Origin of the sequence: Neotamlana sedimentorum (assembly GCF_000943565.1) — a bacterium.
GTDB lineage: Bacteria > Bacteroidota > Bacteroidia > Flavobacteriales > Flavobacteriaceae > Neotamlana > Neotamlana sedimentorum.
On the sequence record NZ_JTDW01000013.1, the window covers coordinates 79,120 to 97,353 of the forward strand.

Consider the following 18,234-nt stretch of genomic DNA (forward strand, 5'->3'; position numbering starts at 1 on the left):
TTACTTAATGAACAGAGTTGTAATAACAGGAATGGGAATTTATTCTTGTATTGGCGAAAACTTAGCAGAAGTTAAAGAATCGTTATACAAAGGTAAGTCTGGTATTGTTGTAGATAAAGAAAGAATAGATTTTGGTTACCGGTCGCCATTAACAGGAATGGTGTCTAAACCAAATCTAAAAGGCATATTAACGCGCAAACAGCGTATTAGTATTGGTGAAGAAGGTGAGTATGCATATATGGCAACTATTGAAGCTTTTAAAAACGCTAAAATAGATCAAGATTTTATCGATGCCAATCAAGTAGGAATTCTTTACGGAAACGATAGTACAACAAAATCTGTAATAGAATCTGTAGATAAAGTCAGAGAAAAAAAAGATACAACCTTAGTGGGGTCTGGTGCAATTTTTAAGGGGATGAACTCCTCTGTTACCATGAATCTTTCAACCATATTTAAACTTACAGGAGTTAATTTTACCATTAGTGCAGCCTGCGCCAGTGGATCACATTCCATTGGTATGGCCTATCAATTAATAAAAAGTGGATTGCAAGATTGTATTATTTGTGGTGGCGCACAAGAAATAAATCCATACGTTATGTCTAGTTTCGATGGTTTGGGTGTGTTTTCAATGAATACAGAAAATCCAGGACAAGCTTCAAAACCATTTGATGCTAACAGAGATGGTTTAGTACCAAGTGGTGGTGCTGCAACTGTAATTTTAGAATCTTATGACTCTGCAATAAAACGAGGCGCACCTATTTTAGGAGAAGTAATAGGGTATGGCTTCTCATCCAATGGCGAACATATATCAACACCAAATGCAGCAGGCCCGAGTTATGCTATGAAAATGGCCTTAAAACAAGCGGGTATCAATGCTAGTGACGTAGATTATGTAAACGCACATGCAACATCAACACCTGTAGGCGATGCAAACGAAGCAAAAGCTATTTTTGATGTTTTTGGAGAGCATGGTCCAGCGGTAAGTTCAACAAAATCGATGACAGGACATGAGTGCTGGATGGCAGGTGCTAGCGAGGTAATTTACTCAATGTTAATGATGCAGCATGGATTTGTAGCACCAAATATTAACTTGGAAACGCCAGATGAGGATGCGAAAAAATTAAATTTAGTCAGCAAAACTTTAGATAAAAAAATTAATGTATTTTTGTCCAACTCTTTTGGTTTCGGTGGAACCAATTCAGCATTAATAATAAAAAAAATATAATTGCGCGATGACTAAAGAAGTTATTATTGAAAAAATAAACAACTTTCTTATTGATGAATTTGAAGTAGAAAGTGATGATATTTCGCCAGATGCAGATTTAAAAGAAACCTTAGATCTTGATAGTTTAGATTTTGTTGATTTAGTGGTTTCTGTTGAAGCTAATTTTGGAGTAAAGCTTGTTGGCGAAGATTTTGTTAACGTTAAAGTACTTCAAGATTTTTATGATTTAATCGAGAATAAGCTTAGCTAAATTTGATTAAAACATTATAACTTTATATGGCTGCTGAATGGAAAGGTAAATCCAGAGGAACAGTTTTGGGTTACAAAATATTTGTATTTTGTATAAAAAAACTAGGCGTAAAAGCAGCGTATTTTGTGCTTTATTTCGTTTCTTTTTACTTTGTGTTGTTTGCCAAAGATAGTTTTAAAGCCATTTACTATTATCTTAAAAACAGACAAGGTTTTTCTAAAATTAAAAGTCTTAAAAACGTTTATAATAGTTACTTTGTTTTTGGTCAAACTATTATAGATAAAGTAGCCATTTCTTCAGGGTTACGAAAAAAATTCACTTACGAGTTCGATGGTATTGAATTAATAAATCAAGCCTTAAAAAATAAAAAAGGAGGCATTTTAATTAGTGCGCATGTGGGTAATTTTGAAATTGCTGAACATTTTTTTGGAGATTTAGACGAGTCAGCATCCATTAGTTTACTTACAACCAATCAAGAACACACTGCAATTCAAGAGTATTTAGAAAGTGTTACCACTAAATCTAACATCAACCTCATTATATTAAAAGATGATTTGTCTCATGTTTTCGAAATAAACGCTGCCTTGGCACGAAACGAAATTGTTTGTATTACAGGAGATCGTTACACAGAAAACACAAAGTTTTTAGAGAAAGAGTTACTTGGTGAAAAAGCTAAATTTCCTGCAGGACCTTTTATGTTAGCTTCACGATTAAGAGTTCCTGTGTTGTTTGTGTATGTAATGAAAGAAAGTAATTTACACTATCATTTATACGCAAGACAATCTAAAGCAAAATATCGCGATGTAGATTCTCTTTTAAAAGATTACACCGATAGCCTATCCTGGATTTTAAAAAAGTATCCATTACAATGGTTTAACTATTTCGATTTTTGGGGGAAACTCAAAAAATAGGTGTTGTTTATAACCAACTATTTAGTTTCATAATAAAAGTTAGGTTTAACGTTTTAATTATTTATTTTTACTCATAATTTTAAAAACACCCATGAAGCAAGTTTTAGTTTTGCATTATTCTCAATCTGGTCAACTAACAGAAATTGTAAATAATATAGTTGAAAATTTCAAGAATGATGAGGCTGTAAAGCTACACTATCATAATATCGAGCTAAAACGAAACTTTCCTTTTCCGTGGACAAAAAAAGATTTTTTTGGAGTATTCCCAGATACCTTTTTACAAAATTACCAAGAGGTAAACCCCGTTCCCGATGCCATTTTAAATAACACATACGATTTAATAATTTTTGGTTATCAAGTATGGTATTTAACGCCGTCCTTACCAATATCCTCTTTTTTACAGTCAGAAAGTGCAAAAACATTGTTTTCAGGATCCAAGGTTGTAACTGTAAGTGGCACCAGAAATATGTGGATTATGGCACAGGAGAAGTTAAAAAGACACCTGAAAAAATTAAATGCTAGCTTAGTGGGTAATATTGCTTTGGTAGACAGGCATAGTAATTACATAAGTGTAATTACTATTGTAAGGTGGATGTTCTCTGGTGAGAAAAAGAAATATTTAGGTGTCTTTCCTAAGCCAGGAGTAAGCCAACTCGATATTAATAATGCGGTTAAATTTGGTCCAATAATAAAACAACATTTGTTGGAAAATACCTGGGCTAGTTTACAGGATAATTTGTTAAAAAACGATGCTGTAGAAATAAAACCATTTTTAATAACCGTAGATCGCAAGGCGAATGTTATATTTACAAAATGGGCAAATTTTATTCATAAAAATAGCGAGGCAAATACAAAAAAACGAGAAACCTTGTTAAAGTTTTTTAATGTCTATTTGTTTATTGCAATTTGGGTTGTTTCTCCAATTGTTTTTGTCTTATTTTTGCTTACTTATGTTTTTAACATCCCAAAAATTAAAAAGCAGAAGAAGTATTACACTTCCGTAGAGCTATTAGAGAATACTAAATAACATATGAAAGAAGTATATATAACGCGTGTTTCAAAATTTTTACCTAACAAACCAGTTTCTAACGATGAGATGGAAGAAAAATTGGGTTTAATAAATGGTAAACACTCCAAAGGAAGACGCATTGTTTTAAGAAATAATCAAATTAAAACAAGGTATTATGCTATTGACGAAAATGGTGAAGTTACGCATAACAACGCCCAACTTACTGCAGAAGCTATCAATAGGCTTTGTGATGATGATTTTAAAACTACAGATATAGAAGTATTATCTTGTGGCACTTCAAGTCCAGATCATATTTTACCATCTCATGCTTCAATGGTGCATGGATTTTTAAAAAACAGAAATCTAGAGGTAAATTCACCAACAGGTGCATGTTGTTCAGGAATGAATGCCTTAAAATATGGGTATTTTTCAGTAAAATGTGGGCAATCTCATAACGCCGTCGTATCTGGCTCAGAACGCAGTTCTACTTGGATGCGATCAGATCTTTTTGAAGATGAAGTAAAGCACCTAGAGTCTTTAGAAGAAAACCCTATAATTGCGTTTAATAAAGATTTTTTACGATGGATGCTTTCTGATGGTGCTGGCGCTTGTTTACTTGAAGCAGAACCCAAAGGGGAAAACCCATTAAGAATAGATTGGATTGAAGGGTTCTCATATGCCTTCGAGCTAGATGCTTGTATGTATTCTGGAGGAGAAAAACAAGAAGACGGATTTTTAAAACCTTGGCGCGAATACGCTTCAGACCAATGGAGTAAAAAAACGCTTTTTGCAGTGCAACAAGATGTTAAACTTCTTGGTGCTAATATTCTTGAAAAAGGTATTGATAGTTTACAACGCGCTTTAACAAAACATAATATTTCGGTTGATGAAATCGATTATTATTTACCTCATATTTCTTCTTATTATTTTAAAGAAGGATTATACGAAGGTATGAAAGCTGCAGGTATTGAAATTCCTTGGGAGAAATGGTTTATGAATCTACAAACCGTAGGTAATGTTGGTGCGGCATCTATATATTTAATGCTTGAAGAACTTGTAGCTTCAGGACAATTACAAAAAGGACAAAAAATATTGTTATCTGTTCCAGAAAGTTCAAGATTTTCATATTCAATTGCCTTATTAACGGTTTGCTAAAATTATGAGTGCACAATTTCCAATAAAGGATATCACAAGCTTAATACCTCAAAAAGTGCCATTTGTAATGGTAGATTCGTTGTTAAGTTGTGCAGAAACCGAAGTGGTATCGGCATTTACTGTTCCTGCCCATAATATTTTTGTGGAAAATAACTGTTTTACTGAACCTGGATTAGTAGAAAACATGGCGCAAACTATTGCTTTACATACCGGTTATAATTATTTTGTAAAAGGTGAAGATGCTCCAACAGGGTACATTGGTTCAATAAAAAAAACACGTATATCTAAACTTCCAAGGGTAAACGAAACCATATCAACTAAAGTGAATATCCTTCACGAAATATTAGGTGTAACCATGGTTGAGATTGTTGTTTTTAATGCTGAAAATGTAGAAATTGCTTCTGCTGAAATGAAAACCGTTTTAGCTTCCTAATGAATCTTTCGGAAATAAACATTAGCGAATTGTTGCCTCATCGACCGCCATTTTTAATGGTTGATAAAGTAATTTCGATTGATGACGAACGTGTTTCTGCTCAGTTTTTTATTAAAGAATCTTCAATTTTTAATGATAATGGTAGGTTTGCCGAAGCTGGTTTAATAGAACACGCGGCACAAACCTGTTCTTGTATTGTAGGAAAATCGTTTTACGATAATAAAAGCACTGTTAAGCTTATTGGTTTTATAAGTGCTATTAAAAAAGTAACGATATACAGTTTACCAAAAATAAACACAACAATTACATCGCAAGCCAGTTTAATTTCTCGATTCGATGCAGACGATTACAGTTTGTGTAATATTGAATGTGCTATCTCTCAAGACGATAAAGAATTAGTATCTTGCAATCTCAATTTAATTATTCGCGAAATTTAGTAAGGGTATGAAAGCAAACGAAGTGCCTCAGGATAAAAGTAGTTTAGAATCTATTAACCAAAAAGAATTATGCTACGCGACCGACGAAAATGGTAATTACATAACAACAAAAAGTAGTGGTTGGACGCCAAAAACAATTGCTTTAAACAATGCTATTGAAGATATTAAAGAGCGCGCCGAAGAAGCCAAACAACGTGTGCTAAATAACGAAACAAGTCCTATTGAATATTACATGGAATTAAACCGAATGGATGTTACCATTCTTGCAGGTTATGTTGGTATTTGGCCATTTCGAGTAAAACGACATTTTAACCCGAAACGCTTTAAAAAATTATCGAATAAATTATTACAAAAATATGCCGATGCTTTTAATATAAGTTTAGAGCAACTAAAACAAGTAGATTTAAATGAAAATTGATTTTAAACATCACCAATCTGCACACTGCGAAAATGGTGTAGTTTCAAATTTAATGAAGCATAATGGTATAAACATTAGCGAACCTATGATTTTTGGAATAGGTTCTGGCTTAATTTATTGTTATATCCCATTTTTAAAAGTAAATCACGGGCCTGCAGTAACGTATCGTGTTATGCCAGGTTTAATTTTTAAGCGTTTTGCAAAACGCATTGGAGTAACCTTTAAACGCGAAAAATTTAAAAGTGCCACTAAAGCCAAACAACGTTTAGACGACAATTTAAAAAATAACAATCCGGTTGGTTTACAGGTGGGTATTTACCATTTGTTATACTTGCCAGATCATTACCGTTTTCATTTTAACGCCCATAATATTGTAGTTTATGGCAAAGAAGGGACTGATTATTTAGTAAGCGACCCAGTTATTGAAAACGTTGCAAAACTAGACGAAAAACAACTTGAAAAAGCACGTTTTGCAAAAGGACCATTTGCACCAAACGGACAAATTTATTACCCAATTTCTTTTCCAAAAGAAAGTGAGATTCCATATAAAAAAGCCATTGTAAAAGGTATAAAACAAACTTGCCGAGATATGTTGGCACCAATTCCAATTGTTGGTGTAAAAGGCATTCGAATGGTTGCAAAACTTATTAAAAAGTGGCCAAAGAAAAAAGGTATAAAAGTAGCCAATCATTATTTGGGGCAAATTGTTCGTATGCAAGAAGAAATAGGTACCGGTGGTGGTGGCTTTCGTTATATTTTTGCGGCTTTTTTACAAGAATCTAGTGCCATTTTAAATAATGAAAAACTCATGGAACTCTCTAAGGAGATGACTGTAATTGGCGATTTATGGAGAGATTTTGCTTTAGAAGCCTCTCGTTTATACAAAAACCGTAAGGCAACAACAGGATCGTACGATAAGGTTTCAGAAATGTTATTTGAGTTAGCAGATAAAGAAGAAGTGTTTTTTAAAGCATTAAAAAAAGCCATAAAATAGAAAATGATAGTAATAGATAAAATCTCAAAAAAATATGTAGGTGCCGATAATTATTCGGTGTCTAATTTGAGTCTGTCTATAAAAGATCAAGAAATTTTTGGGCTTTTAGGGCCAAATGGCGCCGGAAAAACCACTTTAATTTCTATGTTGTGTGCTTTGGTAAAACCAACTTCGGGGCATTTTACCATCAATAATTTAAACTATAAACAGCATAAAACCGAAATAAAAAAACTTATAGGTATTGTGCCACAGGAATATGCGCTGTACCCAACCTTAACTGCGTTCGAGAATTTAAAATATTTCGGCAGCATGTATGGTTTAAAAGGAAAAGCGCTAAACCAAAAAATATTAAGTCACCTAGAAATTTTAGGTCTAGAGAAATTTGCAAACAAGAAAATTGATACGTTTTCGGGAGGTATGAAACGTCGCGTTAATTTATTAGCGAGTATTTTGCATAATCCTAAAGTTTTAATTTTAGATGAACCTACGGTTGGGGTAGATGTGCAGTCTAAAAACGTGATAATTAATTTTTTAAAAGAGCTTAACGCAAACGGAACAACTATAATTTATACCTCGCATCATCTTAATGAAGCGGAGCAGTTTTGTACAAAAGTGGCAATTATAGATCACGGAAAAATAATTATTGAAGGAAAGCCAAAGGATTTAATTAATAAATCTGATGATTTACATAACCTTGAAGATGTATTTATAAGTTTAACTGGTAAAGAACTTCGCGATTATGCATAAATTGTTCGCATCGGCATACAAGGAGTTTTTATTGTTAAAACGAGATTTTGGTAGTGTTATCATCTTGTTTGTAATGCCTTTGGTGTTAATAATTACCATTACTTTAATTCAAGATAGCACCTTTAAAACCATCGAAAATACTCAAATTCCTATTTTGGTGGTAGATAATGATAAAGGTGAAGTCGCAAAAACCATGTTAGAAGGTTTGCAATCTTCGGAAGCTTTTGAAATTATTATGAGTGCTACTGAAGCTGAAGCGAAAGATTTGGTCTTTGGTGGCGATTATCAACTAGCAGTAATAATTCCATCTTATTTAACTTCAGATTTAAATAAAAAAGTAAATAACAACGTCGATAATTTACTGCAAAATTTCGGAATAGATTCAGAAACTAAAGCTTCAGTACAACCAGAAGTTACAAGTAAAGAAGTGCGTTTGTATTTCGATCCTGCAACACAAGTATCGTTTAAAAATTCGGTTAAAAATGGTATCGATAAAATGATTTCAAAAATTGAAATGAAAACCATTTACACTAGTTTTCAAAAGCAATTAAGTGATAATCCAGACGATGTCGTTTTTAAAACCGATAATTTTGTAACCTTTAAAGAAATACTTCCAAAAAAGGATAATGAAGAATTTATGCCAAACTCGGCACAACATAACGTTCCTGCTTGGTCGTTATTTGCCATTTTCTTCATAATTGTACCTTTATCAATAAATATTGTAAAAGAAAAAAGTCAAGGTACCTTTGTTAGGTTGCGTACAAATCCGGTAAGTTATGCCACGGTTTTAGGTGGTAAAACGGTTGTTTATTTAGCGGTTTGCCTTATTCAATTTGCATTAATGCTCGCTGTTGGTGTATTCGTATTTCCAAAAATAGGGTTGCCAACACTCGATGTTTCTGGCAGGTTGCCATTGTTGTTTGTAGTTAGTATTTTTGCTGGCTTAGCAGCAATTGGCTTAGGTGTTTTAATTGGTACTATTGCAAAAACCCAGGAACAGTCGGCGCCATTTGGAGCTACCTTTGTGGTTATTTTAGCAGCGATTGGTGGTGTTTGGGTGCCAGTTTTTATAATGCCAAAGTTTATGCAAGTGTTATCGAATATTTCGCCTATGAACTGGGGATTAAATGCTTATTACGATGTGTTTTTACGCAACGGCAGTTTAGCCAGTATTTTGCCAGAATTAGCATTGTTGTTATTGTTTTTTATAGTAACTACGTTGCTATCAATATTTTTTAACGAGAAGAAACATGCGGTCTAAACCAAAAGAAATAGAACATACAAGTAAAGTGCGGGTAAGGTTTGTAGAAACCGATCCGTTAGGTATTGTATGGCACGGAAATTACATTCAGTATTTCGAAGATGGTAGAGAAAACTTTGGAAGGCATCATGGTATTTCATATTTAGATCAAAAAGAATACGGTTTTGCAACACCAATAATAGAATCGAAAACCAAACATAAACGTCCTTTAAAATATGGCGATGTAGCCACTATAAAAACCATTTTTGTAGATAGTTCGGCCGCAAAAATGATTTTTCGATACGAAATTTACAACCAAGAAAACGAGTTGGTTTGCACCGGAGAAACCGTTCAGGTTTTTGTGGATAATATTGGGCAAGGTGAATTGTGGTTAACACCACCAGATTTTTTTACAGATTGGAAGAAAAAAGTAGGTTTGCTAGATGAGTAAAGTATATCTGTCATATAACAATATCATCTCATCTTTAGGCTTCAATAGCGCTTCGGTTGCGAAAGAAGTGATGCTTGGTAATTCCGGATTGAAACAAATTAAGGATACTTCGGTAATGCCAGAACCTTTTATGTCATCTTTAATAGATGATGATGTGTTAACGGCAGCTTTCAAAAATAAGACGGAAAAAAAATATACCAAACTTGAAAAGATGTTTATTACATCGCTTCAAGATACTTTAGGTCAATCTAACATTGCGTTAACCGATCGTGTTGGTCTCATTATTTCAACAACAAAAGGCAATATAGATGCTTTAGATGCTGAAAACGATTTCCCAAAAGAACGTGCTTATCTCGATGTTTTAGCTAAAAATGTAGCCCATTATTTTGATTTTAAATCGGAACCTATAGTGTTATCAAATGCTTGTGTTTCGGGAGTTTTGGCGGTTGCGGTGGCTAAACGTTACATAAAAAGTAATATGTTCGATCAAGTGTTTATTGTGGCGGGCGATTTGGTTACCGAGTTTATTTTATCGGGTTTCAATTCCTTTCAAGCATTAAGCTCAGAAATTTGTAAACCTTACGATAAAAATAGAATAGGCATTAACATTGGCGAAGTAGCCGTGAGCGCTCTAGTCACTAAAAATGAAGAAAATTTAAGTGACGAAGCCGTTGAAATTTTAGGTGAAGCATCTTGTAACGATGCCAATCATATTTCAGGACCATCGCGTACTGGCGAAGGCTTGTACAGAAGTATAGAATCGGCTTTAGCGCAATCAAATTTAACTTCAGAAGACATCGATTATATTTCCGCCCACGGTACGGCAACCATGTATAACGACGAAATGGAAGCGATTGCATTAAACCGTTTAAGTTTAGAAAAAACACCAATGAATAGTTTAAAAGGGTATTTTGGACATACACTAGGCGCATCAGGTTTACTGGAAACCATAATAGGTATGTACGCCTTAAATCAAAATGTGCTAATAAAAACCTTAGGTTTTGCAGAAATGGGTGTAACACAACCTATAAATGTTATTGAAAACACTGTAGAAAAGCCGTTATCAAAATTTTTAAAAACAGCTTCGGGTTTTGGCGGTTGCAACACAGCGGTTATTTTTAAAAAAGTAAAATAAGATTGATAATTAATAATGAAAAATCAGTTTAAAATATCGTCTTATTGCCATGTAAAGCAAAATAAAATTAGCCTTAACGGAACTATTTTCTTTTCAGCTGAAGCTGAAGAATCAAAATTTTTAAAGAAAGCTTATAAAGACTTAGATATTAATTATTCCAAGTTTTTTAAAATGGATAAATTAAGTCAGTTAGCCTTTTTAGCAGCCGATGTTTTGTTGCAACACGAAAATATTTCCGAAGAAAACCAAGAAAATATAGCCTTGGTTATGGGAAATAAAGCATCGAGTTTAGATACCGATAGAAAACACCAAGACAGCATTCAAGATAAAGCAAGTTATTACCCAAGTCCTGCGGTGTTTGTGTATACCTTGCCAAATATTATGTTGGGAGAAATTAGTATTAAATACAAATTGTACTCAGAAAACAGTTTCTTTGTATTCGAAAATTTTAAAACCAACTATTTTTATAATTACACGCAAAGTTTAATTGACGATAAAAAGGCCGATAAAATTTTATGTGGTTGGGTAAATGTAGATGATGAAGATTATGAAGCCTTTTTATATCTTGTAACACCCAACGGAAATTTACAACATACAGAACAACAAATAAATACATTATATAACGAATTATGGAAGCTTTAAAACAAGAATTGAAAGAAAGCCTTGTAGAACAATTAAATTTAGAAGATATAACACCTGCTGAAATTGCTGATGACGATATGTTATTTGGAGATGGTTTAGGGTTAGATTCTATTGATGCTTTAGAGCTTATTGTAATGCTCGATAAAACTTACGGCATAAAATTAACCGACCCAAAACAAGGTCGCGCTATTTTCGAATCGATTAACACCATGTCTGCATACATTGCAGAACACCGTACAAAATAATTACAAAAATGGGTAAAGGCGTTGCAATTACAGGTATGGGTATTATATCTGCTATTGGAAACAATGTAGACGAAAATCGCGAAGCACTTTTTGCTGGTAAAACGGGCATTGGTCGCGTGGTTAAAATTAACACCAATCATAAAAACGAAATTATGGTTGGTGAAATTGCTTATACCAATAGCCAGCTAGAAAGCCTGTTACAATTACCCGAAACTAATAATTATTCAAGAACCGCTTTGCTAGGTGCTGTCGCTGCTAAAGAAGCGGTTGAAAGTGCTCGAATCTCTGATATAAATGAATACAAAACCGGTTTAATATCGGCAACCAGTGTTGGTGGTATGGACATGACCGAGAAATACTACTACGAATATTTAGAAGATAAAACGGTTCAAAAATATATTGAAGCTCATCATGCGGGCGACTCTACTCAAAAAATAGCTGAACAATTGGGGCTTAAAAATAGTTTGGTAACAACTATTAGCACCGCTTGTTCTTCGGCTGCAAATGCCATTATGTTGGGAGCAAGACTTATAAAATCTGGTAAATTAGATCGTGTTATTGTTGGTGGGGCCGATTGCTTATCGAAATTCACGATTAACGGATTTAAAAGTTTAATGATTTTATCAGATACCTATAATACACCTTTCGATGAAAACCGAAAAGGTTTAAATTTAGGTGAAGCTGCTGCCTTTTTGGTGTTAGAATCTGATGCTGTTGTAAAAGCTGAAAATAAAAACGTATTGGCTTATTTAAAAGGTTATGGTAATGCCAACGATGCGTTTCATCAAACCGCATCATCAGAGAATGGCGATGGTGCTACTTTAGCTATGCAACAAGCCTTAAAAGTGGCAAATTTAAATGCAGAAGCGATAGATTATGTAAATGCTCATGGAACAGCTACGGGAAATAACGATTTATCTGAAGGAAAAGCTTTTTTACGCGTGTTTAATACAATGCCGCCGTTTAGTTCTACAAAACCATTTACAGGACACACTTTAGCCGCTGCTGGTGGTATTGAAGCTGTGTTTTCGGTATTGGCTTTACTACATAATGTGTTGTATCCAAATTTAAATTATAAAACACCGATGACGGCATTTAATCTTGTTCCAGAATTAGAGTTAAAGGAAATACCGATAACAAACATTTTATCAAATTCTTTAGGTTTTGGAGGGAATTGTTCAACCTTAATATTTTCAAAACAAGCGTAGTTATGGAAAAGGTTTACATAAATGGTTTAGGAAGTATTTCGGCGCAAAATACGTTTGATAATTCTGAGTTTTTAAACAGAGTTGAATTTTATACAGAAAACGTTATTCCGGCAATAGATGTTAATTACAAAGCATTTATTTCGCCAGCAGCTGCACGACGTATGGCTAAAGGCATTAAAATGGGAATTGCAGCATCAAGAACAGCTTTAGAAGAAGCGAATTTAGAAAATGTGGACGCCATTATTACCGGAACGGGTATGGGCTGTGTTCGAGATTCCGAAAAGTTTTTAAGTGCTATTTTAGATAATGACGAGCAATATTTAACACCAACACCATTTATACAATCTACACACAATACAGTTGGTGGCCAAATAGCTTTAGATATAGGTTGCAAAGGTTATAATTTTACCTATGTGCATGGTTCAGTATCGTTTGAGTCGGCTTTATTAGATGCGCTTTTACAAATAAAAACACACGAAAGCCATTCTATTTTAATAGGTGGAGTAGATGAATTGGCACCACATACTATAGAAATTCATAAAGCGGTAAATCATATAAAATCTGAAGTTGTTGAAGCTTCAAAATTATTAGAGAATAAAACAAAAGGCGCTGTGTTTAGTGAAGGCGCCAATTTCTTTGTGGTTTCAAATGAAAAATCTGAAACGAGCTATGCTGAGGTTGTTGATGTGAAATTAATTAACACTTTGCAAACCGATGAATTAAATACAGAACTTAATACTTTTCTAGAAGAACAAAATCTCAGCATTCAAGATTTAAGTGCCGTTATTTTAGGTTGTAATGGCGATGTAGAATTCGATGGGTTTTACGATGTTTTAGCCGAAAATAGCTTAAAAGACACGCCGCAATTATATTACAAACATTTGTCTGGTGAGTTTCATACCGCATCCTCTTTTGCGTTTTGGTTGGCTGCTGGTGTATTAAAATCGCAAACCATTCCAGAAGCTGTGGTTTTAAAAGGCGGTATACCATCAGAAATAAAATATATTTTACTTTACAACCAGTATCGCGGGCAAAATCATAGTTTTAATTTATTAAAATCATGCTAAATTTTAAAACCATAAGCATTGTTAGTTGTATTGCTTTACTTGGTTTAATTATTTGTAATAGCAGTTGGATTTTCATGGTTTTGGTAGTTGTAATTTGGTTTGTAATTACAGGTTTAGGCTCTGGTTTAATTGGTTGGAATTATCATTTAAAATCAGTGCTTTCAAATGCAGAAATATCTAAAAATGCAGTTTCAATTACTTTTGATGATGGCCCAAACACCGAGTTCACGCCTAAAGTATTATCGCTCTTAAATCAGTTTAATGCAAAAGCCACTTTTTTTTGTATTGGTAAACAGGCTAAAAATCATCCAGAAATTTTAAAACAAATTATTGCTGAAGGTCATACAATTGGCAATCATACGTTTTCTCATGCGAATAACTTCGGATTTTTTTCTACCAAAAAAGTCATTTCAGAATTAAAGAAAACGAATGCAGTGATTGAAGAAATTACAGGACTAAAAATGAAATTGTACAGACCTGCATTTGGAGTAACAAATCCTAACATAGCTAAAGCGGTAAAGGTTTTAGGTGTAACCTCGGTAGGTTGGAATGTACGTTCGCTCGATACGACTTCAAGAAGTGCGGAATCTGTTTTAAATAGAATAACAAAGCGCTTAAAAGCAGGCGATATTATTCTGTTGCACGACACTAGCGAGAAATCGCTCATCGTTTTGGAACAATTATTGTTATTTTTACAAAAGAAAAATTTAGCATCGGTAACTATTGATGCTTTATGCGATTTACAACCTTATGAATAAAATTTTATTGGTCTTTTTGTTTATGTCATCTTTAGTTGGTGCACAGCAAAAAATGACAAATACCGAAGCCGAAACATTAAAAGCTTTAGTGAAAAATAGAGCGTCGAAAACTAAAACCATTGTTAGCGATTTTACCCAATATAAGCATCTCGATTTTTTATCGAATGATATAGTAACACAAGGAAAATTACATTTTAAATCGCCCGATTTTGTAAAGTGGGCTTATGTAAAGCCGTTTCAATACAGTGTTATTTTTAAAAATAAAACCCTATTTATAAATAACGAAGGCAGTAAAAGTGAAGTAGATGTTGGCTCAAGTAAAATGTTTACAGAGCTTAATAATTTAATCGTTAAAAGTGTAAAAGGCGATATGTTTGATGATGTGCAGTTTGCTATTACTTATTTTAATATTGAAGAAGGTAGTTTAGTTCAGTTTGAGCCTAAAGATCCAAAACTAAATGAGTTCATAAAAAGTTTTCATATTGTTTTTAGCGAAAAAGGCGATGTTGAAACTATAAAAATGATTGAGCCTTCTGGCGATTATACAAAAATTGAATTCACAAACCGTGTATTAAACTCAACAATTAGCAATGCGATTTTTAATAATTAGTTTTTGTTTCGTGTTGGTTTCATGTGGTTCGTATAGTAAAAAATACGAGTTGCAAAGTGAACCCGTTGTAACAAAATCAATTGAAAATAAGTATTTCGACTCCAAAGTAACCGATTATGTTTACAAATCTAACATAACGGTTTATGGTAATAATTTTGGTGGTTTGTTAATTGTAAAAAAACTAGCAGAAAACAATCATCGTATGGCGTTTACTACCGAGTTTGGTAATAAAATTTTCGATTTTTCTTTTGTTGATGATGACTTCAAAATAAACTTTATTTTAGAAGATTTAAATAAAAAAATGCTGATTAATATTTTGCAAGAAGATTTTTCAACGTTAATAAAGTCCAATCTTCCGGTAACGGCAGCTTTCAAAAAAGATAACTTTAATGTTTTAAAATCTGAAAGTACTAAAACCGATTTGTACTATTATTTTTTAAATTCAGATTTATCTAAAATTGAAAAAGTAAAACATCAAAAGGCTAAAACAATTTTTTTATTCAGCGAAATAAAGAATAATATTGCACAACAAATTGAGATTGTGCATCAATCTATAAAATTACACATTAAACTAAACGCCTTAAATCAATAAATAATGAAAAATAAACTACTTAGTTTGCTGCTTTTTTTACTGGTTTCAATAAGTTTTGCGCAAGTAACCTTTAAACCAGGACTTCGTTTTGGAGCTAATTTTGCGAATGTTACCAATTTGGAGACTTTAGACACGAAAGTGAGCTTTTACGCAGGATTGTTTGGCGAAATTAAATTCACCGAATTTTACGCTTTACAACCGGAAGTAGTTTATAGCAACCAAGGCGGTAAATCTTCATATTCAAGTCAAGGCGATATAGATTTAAATTACGTTACTGTGGCTTTGGCGAATAAATTTTTTATTTCCAAGGGCACCGGTTTACATTTAATTTTAGGGCCTAGTTTAGATTTTAATGTAGATTATAATTGGGTAAGTGTTATAAACGGCGATACAGATTACGACATTTCTCCAATAGATATTTCGCTGTTGGGTGGCGTTGGTTACGAGTTTCCGTTTGGTTTAACTGTAGAAGCTCGTATAAAACAAGGTTTAATCGATTTAGATTTGTTTAACGAATACGATTACAACAATAATAATGACCCATATTATAACGACGACGATAACAAATTAAATAAAGTATTTCAACTGGGTTTAATTTATAAATTTAAATTTCGCTAATGCTATTACAAGATTTCTATAAAATAAACAGTATACAAACCGAAAACGGGCAAACTATTGCTGCCGTAACTATTAATAAAAACCATGAGGTTTTTAAAGGACATTTTCCAGGAAATCCAGTTACTCCGGGTGTTTGTATTATGCAAATTGTAAAAGATATTACGAGTAAAGTGGTTGAGAAATCCCTTTTTATGGAATCGTCGAGCAATGTAAAATTCATGGAAATTATTAATCCAGAAGTTACTCCAGATTTAGAGTTTATTTTGAATATTATCGAAGTTGAAGGCGTTTATAAAGTAAAAAACGTAACCAAGTTTAATGATACTATTGCACTAAAACTTAGCATGAATTTAAAAGTGGTTTAAAATGAAACTATTAATTTCTTTTTTATTGTTTTTGGTTGTTGTACCACAAAAAATCGATTTAAAATCGGTTAGAGAAACGTACAAACAATCGGCCGCAAGCCAAGAAAAAACAGAGCAACTCGATAAGATCTTAACGGCTGTAACAAAAAACGATAAACCAGCGTTGGTTGCTTATAAAGGCGCGGTTATTGCCTTAAAAGCAAAAAATGCCGAGAAAATTAAAGATAAAAAAGAAGGATTTATTGAAGGCGTTTCGTGGGTAGAACATGCTATTGAAAAAAGCCCAAACGATTTAGAGTCGCGATTAATTCGGTTAAGTATTCAAGAAAATTCACCTAAAATTTTAGGATATAAAAAGAATATTACTGAAGATAAAACGAAACTTTTAAATGGTTTAAAAAGTATTTCCAATAGCCATTTGAAAAATTATATAGAAGATTATATCTTGCAATCGAAAGTTTTTACTGATGAAGAAAAGGCCGAAATTTCAATGTAATTTGAAAAAATAAGCACTTTCAGTAAAATAAAAGCAAATGAAAAACCAATCAACCAAAACCAGCATTTGCGTAATCATTCCAACCTACAACAATGAAAAAACATTGGTTCGGGTTATTGATGGCGTTTTAAACTATACTAACAACATAATTGTTGTAAATGATGGTTCTACAGACAGCACGCCAAATATTCTTAAAAATTACACCGAAAAGGTTGATGTTATAGCCTTTGAAAAAAATAAAGGAAAAGGAAAGGCGCTACGCGAAGGTTTTAAATTTGCCATTACTAACGGTTACGATTTTGCCATTACTATAGATTCTGATGGGCAACATTTTCCTGAAGATATTCCTAGTTTTATTAATGCTTTAGAAGCGCATCCAGATAAGAATTTATTGCTTATTGGTTCAAGAAATATGAGTCAAGAAGGTGTGCCTAAAAAAAGTAGTTTTGGTAATAAATTTTCTAATTTTTGGTTTTGGTTTGAAACGGGAATAAAATTAGAAGACACACAATCTGGTTACCGACTTTATCCATTACACGCTATAAAAAAACGTAAATTTTTCACTAATAAATTCGAGTTCGAAATTGAAGTTATTGTACGTTTAGCTTGGGCAGGTATTAAAGTTAAAAACATGCCAGTAAAAGTGTTGTATGATATGAGTGAACGGGTTTCGCATTTCAGGCCAACAATAGATTTTGCCCGAATTAGTGTGCTTAATACGGTGTTGGTTCTTATAACTTTACTTTATATAAAACCTCGAGATTTATTTCGAAGATTAAAAAAAAAAGGCATTAAACGTTTTTTTTTAGAAGACTTTTTGGGAAGCCAAGATTCTCCAAAAAAGAAGGCACTTTCGGTTGGTTTAGGTGTTTTTATTGGTTTATCGCCGCTTTGGGGATTTCATACGGTTACAGTTATCTTTTTAGCCATGCTTTTTAAGTTGAATAAAACCATTGCGTTTGCATTTTCCAATGTTAGTTTACCTCCGTTTATACCTTTTATAATTTATTCTAGCTCTAAAATAGGGCAGTACATTTACGGTGTAGAATTTAGTTATAAGTTAAACGATTTAACTAAAGATTTCGTGATTCTAGAACACCTGGAAACCTACATTGTTGGAAGTTTCGTTTTAGCAACTATAGCTTCGTTAGTGTTAACTGCACTCAGTTTTTTATTGTTTAATTTAGTTAGAAATAAAAACGTAATTGTAAATAATGGCTAAGATTTT

24 protein-coding genes are annotated in these 18,234 nt (G+C 33.0%); all 24 read left to right on the forward strand.

The window, feature by feature from the left end; genetic code table 11:
* The first annotated feature begins 7 nt into the window (after positions 1 to 7).
* The 24 genes from PW52_RS14055 (at position 8) to PW52_RS14170 (ending at position 18,228) form a co-directional block, all read left to right on the forward strand.
* Positions 8 to 1,225, forward strand: a complete 1,218-nt coding sequence (locus PW52_RS14055; RefSeq protein WP_044633606.1) for a beta-ketoacyl-[acyl-carrier-protein] synthase family protein — start codon at positions 8 to 10, stop codon at positions 1,223 to 1,225.
* Positions 1,226 to 1,232: 7 nt separating this feature from the next.
* Positions 1,233 to 1,475: a phosphopantetheine-binding protein gene (locus PW52_RS14060; protein ID WP_044633607.1), complete on the forward strand. Its 243-nt coding sequence runs from the start codon at positions 1,233 to 1,235 to the stop codon at positions 1,473 to 1,475.
* A gap of 26 nt (positions 1,476 to 1,501) precedes the next feature.
* Complete coding sequence (locus PW52_RS14065) at positions 1,502 to 2,386, forward strand: LpxL/LpxP family acyltransferase (protein WP_044633608.1); 885 nt, start codon at positions 1,502 to 1,504, stop codon at positions 2,384 to 2,386.
* A gap of 91 nt (positions 2,387 to 2,477) precedes the next feature.
* Positions 2,478 to 3,413 carry a hypothetical protein gene (locus PW52_RS14070; RefSeq protein ID WP_044633609.1) on the forward strand — a complete coding sequence of 312 codons (936 nt, stop codon included), beginning with the start codon at positions 2,478 to 2,480 and terminating at the stop codon, positions 3,411 to 3,413.
* Between the two features lie 3 nt (positions 3,414 to 3,416).
* The gene (locus PW52_RS14075) at positions 3,417 to 4,550 is read left to right on the forward strand and encodes a beta-ketoacyl-ACP synthase III (RefSeq protein WP_044633610.1); all 1,134 of its coding nucleotides are present in this window, start codon (positions 3,417 to 3,419) and stop codon (positions 4,548 to 4,550) included.
* 4 nt (positions 4,551 to 4,554) lie between these two features.
* Complete coding sequence (locus PW52_RS14080; protein WP_044633611.1) at positions 4,555 to 4,983, forward strand: hypothetical protein; 429 nt, start codon at positions 4,555 to 4,557, stop codon at positions 4,981 to 4,983.
* Entirely contained in the window at positions 4,983 to 5,420 is a 438-nt protein-coding gene (locus PW52_RS14085) for an ABC transporter permease (protein WP_044633612.1), read from the forward strand. The genes PW52_RS14080 and PW52_RS14085 overlap by 1 nt, the downstream gene beginning before the upstream one ends.
* 7 nt (positions 5,421 to 5,427) lie before the next feature.
* Entirely contained in the window at positions 5,428 to 5,838 is a 411-nt protein-coding gene (locus PW52_RS14090; protein ID WP_044633613.1) for a hypothetical protein, read from the forward strand.
* A complete protein-coding gene (locus tag PW52_RS14095) occupies positions 5,828 to 6,832 on the forward strand; it encodes a BtrH N-terminal domain-containing protein (protein ID WP_044633614.1) in 1,005 nt (334 codons plus the stop codon). Before PW52_RS14090 ends, PW52_RS14095 begins: the two co-directional genes overlap by 11 nt.
* A gap of 3 nt (positions 6,833 to 6,835) precedes the next feature.
* On the forward strand, positions 6,836 to 7,579 hold the full coding sequence (locus PW52_RS14100) for an ABC transporter ATP-binding protein (RefSeq protein WP_044633615.1): 744 nt from the start codon (positions 6,836 to 6,838) through the stop codon (positions 7,577 to 7,579).
* Positions 7,572 to 8,840, forward strand: a complete 1,269-nt coding sequence (locus PW52_RS14105; RefSeq protein WP_044633616.1) for an ABC transporter permease — start codon at positions 7,572 to 7,574, stop codon at positions 8,838 to 8,840. The genes PW52_RS14100 and PW52_RS14105 overlap by 8 nt, the downstream gene beginning before the upstream one ends.
* Entirely contained in the window at positions 8,830 to 9,270 is a 441-nt protein-coding gene (locus tag PW52_RS14110; RefSeq protein WP_044633617.1) for an acyl-CoA thioesterase, read from the forward strand. Before PW52_RS14105 ends, PW52_RS14110 begins: the two co-directional genes overlap by 11 nt.
* Positions 9,263 to 10,405 carry a beta-ketoacyl-[acyl-carrier-protein] synthase family protein gene (locus PW52_RS14115; protein WP_044633618.1) on the forward strand — a complete coding sequence of 381 codons (1,143 nt, stop codon included), beginning with the start codon at positions 9,263 to 9,265 and terminating at the stop codon, positions 10,403 to 10,405. Before PW52_RS14110 ends, PW52_RS14115 begins: the two co-directional genes overlap by 8 nt.
* A 15-nt stretch (positions 10,406 to 10,420) precedes the next feature.
* Complete coding sequence (locus tag PW52_RS14120) at positions 10,421 to 11,047, forward strand: beta-ketoacyl-[acyl-carrier-protein] synthase family protein (protein WP_117584386.1); 627 nt, start codon at positions 10,421 to 10,423, stop codon at positions 11,045 to 11,047.
* Positions 11,035 to 11,292: a phosphopantetheine-binding protein gene (locus PW52_RS14125; RefSeq protein ID WP_044633620.1), complete on the forward strand. Its 258-nt coding sequence runs from the start codon at positions 11,035 to 11,037 to the stop codon at positions 11,290 to 11,292. Before PW52_RS14120 ends, PW52_RS14125 begins: the two co-directional genes overlap by 13 nt.
* An 8-nt stretch (positions 11,293 to 11,300) precedes the next feature.
* Positions 11,301 to 12,500 (forward strand): beta-ketoacyl-[acyl-carrier-protein] synthase family protein, encoded by a 1,200-nt coding sequence (locus tag PW52_RS14130; RefSeq protein ID WP_044633621.1) that lies wholly within the window; start codon positions 11,301 to 11,303, stop codon positions 12,498 to 12,500.
* 2 nt (positions 12,501 to 12,502) lie between these two features.
* The gene (locus PW52_RS14135; RefSeq protein WP_044633622.1) at positions 12,503 to 13,567 is read left to right on the forward strand and encodes a beta-ketoacyl synthase N-terminal-like domain-containing protein; all 1,065 of its coding nucleotides are present in this window, start codon (positions 12,503 to 12,505) and stop codon (positions 13,565 to 13,567) included.
* Entirely contained in the window at positions 13,561 to 14,325 is a 765-nt protein-coding gene (locus tag PW52_RS14140) for a polysaccharide deacetylase family protein (protein ID WP_044633623.1), read from the forward strand. Before PW52_RS14135 ends, PW52_RS14140 begins: the two co-directional genes overlap by 7 nt.
* Complete coding sequence (locus tag PW52_RS14145; RefSeq protein ID WP_044633624.1) at positions 14,318 to 14,935, forward strand: LolA family protein; 618 nt, start codon at positions 14,318 to 14,320, stop codon at positions 14,933 to 14,935. The genes PW52_RS14140 and PW52_RS14145 overlap by 8 nt, the downstream gene beginning before the upstream one ends.
* Entirely contained in the window at positions 14,916 to 15,527 is a 612-nt protein-coding gene (locus PW52_RS14150) for a hypothetical protein (protein ID WP_044633625.1), read from the forward strand. The genes PW52_RS14145 and PW52_RS14150 overlap by 20 nt, the downstream gene beginning before the upstream one ends.
* 3 nt (positions 15,528 to 15,530) lie before the next feature.
* Complete coding sequence (locus PW52_RS14155) at positions 15,531 to 16,145, forward strand: porin family protein (protein WP_044633626.1); 615 nt, start codon at positions 15,531 to 15,533, stop codon at positions 16,143 to 16,145.
* On the forward strand, positions 16,145 to 16,510 hold the full coding sequence (locus PW52_RS14160) for a hotdog family protein (protein ID WP_044633627.1): 366 nt from the start codon (positions 16,145 to 16,147) through the stop codon (positions 16,508 to 16,510). The genes PW52_RS14155 and PW52_RS14160 overlap by 1 nt, the downstream gene beginning before the upstream one ends.
* A gap of 1 nt (position 16,511) precedes the next feature.
* Complete coding sequence (locus tag PW52_RS14165) at positions 16,512 to 17,006, forward strand: hypothetical protein (RefSeq protein WP_044633628.1); 495 nt, start codon at positions 16,512 to 16,514, stop codon at positions 17,004 to 17,006.
* Positions 17,007 to 17,043: 37 nt separating this feature from the next.
* Positions 17,044 to 18,228, forward strand: a complete 1,185-nt coding sequence (locus tag PW52_RS14170) for a DUF2062 domain-containing protein (protein ID WP_044633629.1) — start codon at positions 17,044 to 17,046, stop codon at positions 18,226 to 18,228.
* Positions 18,229 to 18,234 lie beyond the last annotated feature (6 nt).

Bases quoted from the DNA above. Each gene is read 5' to 3' on its own strand.
- PW52_RS14055 (WP_044633606.1), top strand. From the start codon at position 8: ATGAACAGAGTTGTAATAACAGGAATGGGAATTTATTCTTGTATTGGC.
- PW52_RS14060 (WP_044633607.1), top strand. From the start codon at position 1,233: ATGACTAAAGAAGTTATTATTGAAAAAATAAACAACTTTCTTATTGAT.
- PW52_RS14065 (WP_044633608.1), top strand. From the start codon at position 1,502: ATGGCTGCTGAATGGAAAGGTAAATCCAGAGGAACAGTTTTGGGTTAC.
- PW52_RS14070 (WP_044633609.1), top strand. From the start codon at position 2,478: ATGAAGCAAGTTTTAGTTTTGCATTATTCTCAATCTGGTCAACTAACA.
- PW52_RS14075 (WP_044633610.1), top strand. From the start codon at position 3,417: ATGAAAGAAGTATATATAACGCGTGTTTCAAAATTTTTACCTAACAAA.
- PW52_RS14080 (WP_044633611.1), top strand. From the start codon at position 4,555: ATGAGTGCACAATTTCCAATAAAGGATATCACAAGCTTAATACCTCAA.
- PW52_RS14085 (WP_044633612.1), top strand. From the start codon at position 4,983: ATGAATCTTTCGGAAATAAACATTAGCGAATTGTTGCCTCATCGACCG.
- PW52_RS14090 (WP_044633613.1), top strand. From the start codon at position 5,428: ATGAAAGCAAACGAAGTGCCTCAGGATAAAAGTAGTTTAGAATCTATT.
- PW52_RS14095 (WP_044633614.1), top strand. From the start codon at position 5,828: ATGAAAATTGATTTTAAACATCACCAATCTGCACACTGCGAAAATGGT.
- PW52_RS14100 (WP_044633615.1), top strand. From the start codon at position 6,836: ATGATAGTAATAGATAAAATCTCAAAAAAATATGTAGGTGCCGATAAT.
- PW52_RS14105 (WP_044633616.1), top strand. From the start codon at position 7,572: ATGCATAAATTGTTCGCATCGGCATACAAGGAGTTTTTATTGTTAAAA.
- PW52_RS14110 (WP_044633617.1), top strand. From the start codon at position 8,830: ATGCGGTCTAAACCAAAAGAAATAGAACATACAAGTAAAGTGCGGGTA.
- PW52_RS14115 (WP_044633618.1), top strand. From the start codon at position 9,263: ATGAGTAAAGTATATCTGTCATATAACAATATCATCTCATCTTTAGGC.
- PW52_RS14120 (WP_117584386.1), top strand. From the start codon at position 10,421: ATGAAAAATCAGTTTAAAATATCGTCTTATTGCCATGTAAAGCAAAAT.
- PW52_RS14125 (WP_044633620.1), top strand. From the start codon at position 11,035: ATGGAAGCTTTAAAACAAGAATTGAAAGAAAGCCTTGTAGAACAATTA.
- PW52_RS14130 (WP_044633621.1), top strand. From the start codon at position 11,301: ATGGGTAAAGGCGTTGCAATTACAGGTATGGGTATTATATCTGCTATT.
- PW52_RS14135 (WP_044633622.1), top strand. From the start codon at position 12,503: ATGGAAAAGGTTTACATAAATGGTTTAGGAAGTATTTCGGCGCAAAAT.
- PW52_RS14140 (WP_044633623.1), top strand. From the start codon at position 13,561: ATGCTAAATTTTAAAACCATAAGCATTGTTAGTTGTATTGCTTTACTT.
- PW52_RS14145 (WP_044633624.1), top strand. From the start codon at position 14,318: ATGAATAAAATTTTATTGGTCTTTTTGTTTATGTCATCTTTAGTTGGT.
- PW52_RS14150 (WP_044633625.1), top strand. From the start codon at position 14,916: ATGCGATTTTTAATAATTAGTTTTTGTTTCGTGTTGGTTTCATGTGGT.
- PW52_RS14155 (WP_044633626.1), top strand. From the start codon at position 15,531: ATGAAAAATAAACTACTTAGTTTGCTGCTTTTTTTACTGGTTTCAATA.
- PW52_RS14160 (WP_044633627.1), top strand. From the start codon at position 16,145: ATGCTATTACAAGATTTCTATAAAATAAACAGTATACAAACCGAAAAC.
- PW52_RS14165 (WP_044633628.1), top strand. From the start codon at position 16,512: ATGAAACTATTAATTTCTTTTTTATTGTTTTTGGTTGTTGTACCACAA.
- PW52_RS14170 (WP_044633629.1), top strand. From the start codon at position 17,044: ATGAAAAACCAATCAACCAAAACCAGCATTTGCGTAATCATTCCAACC.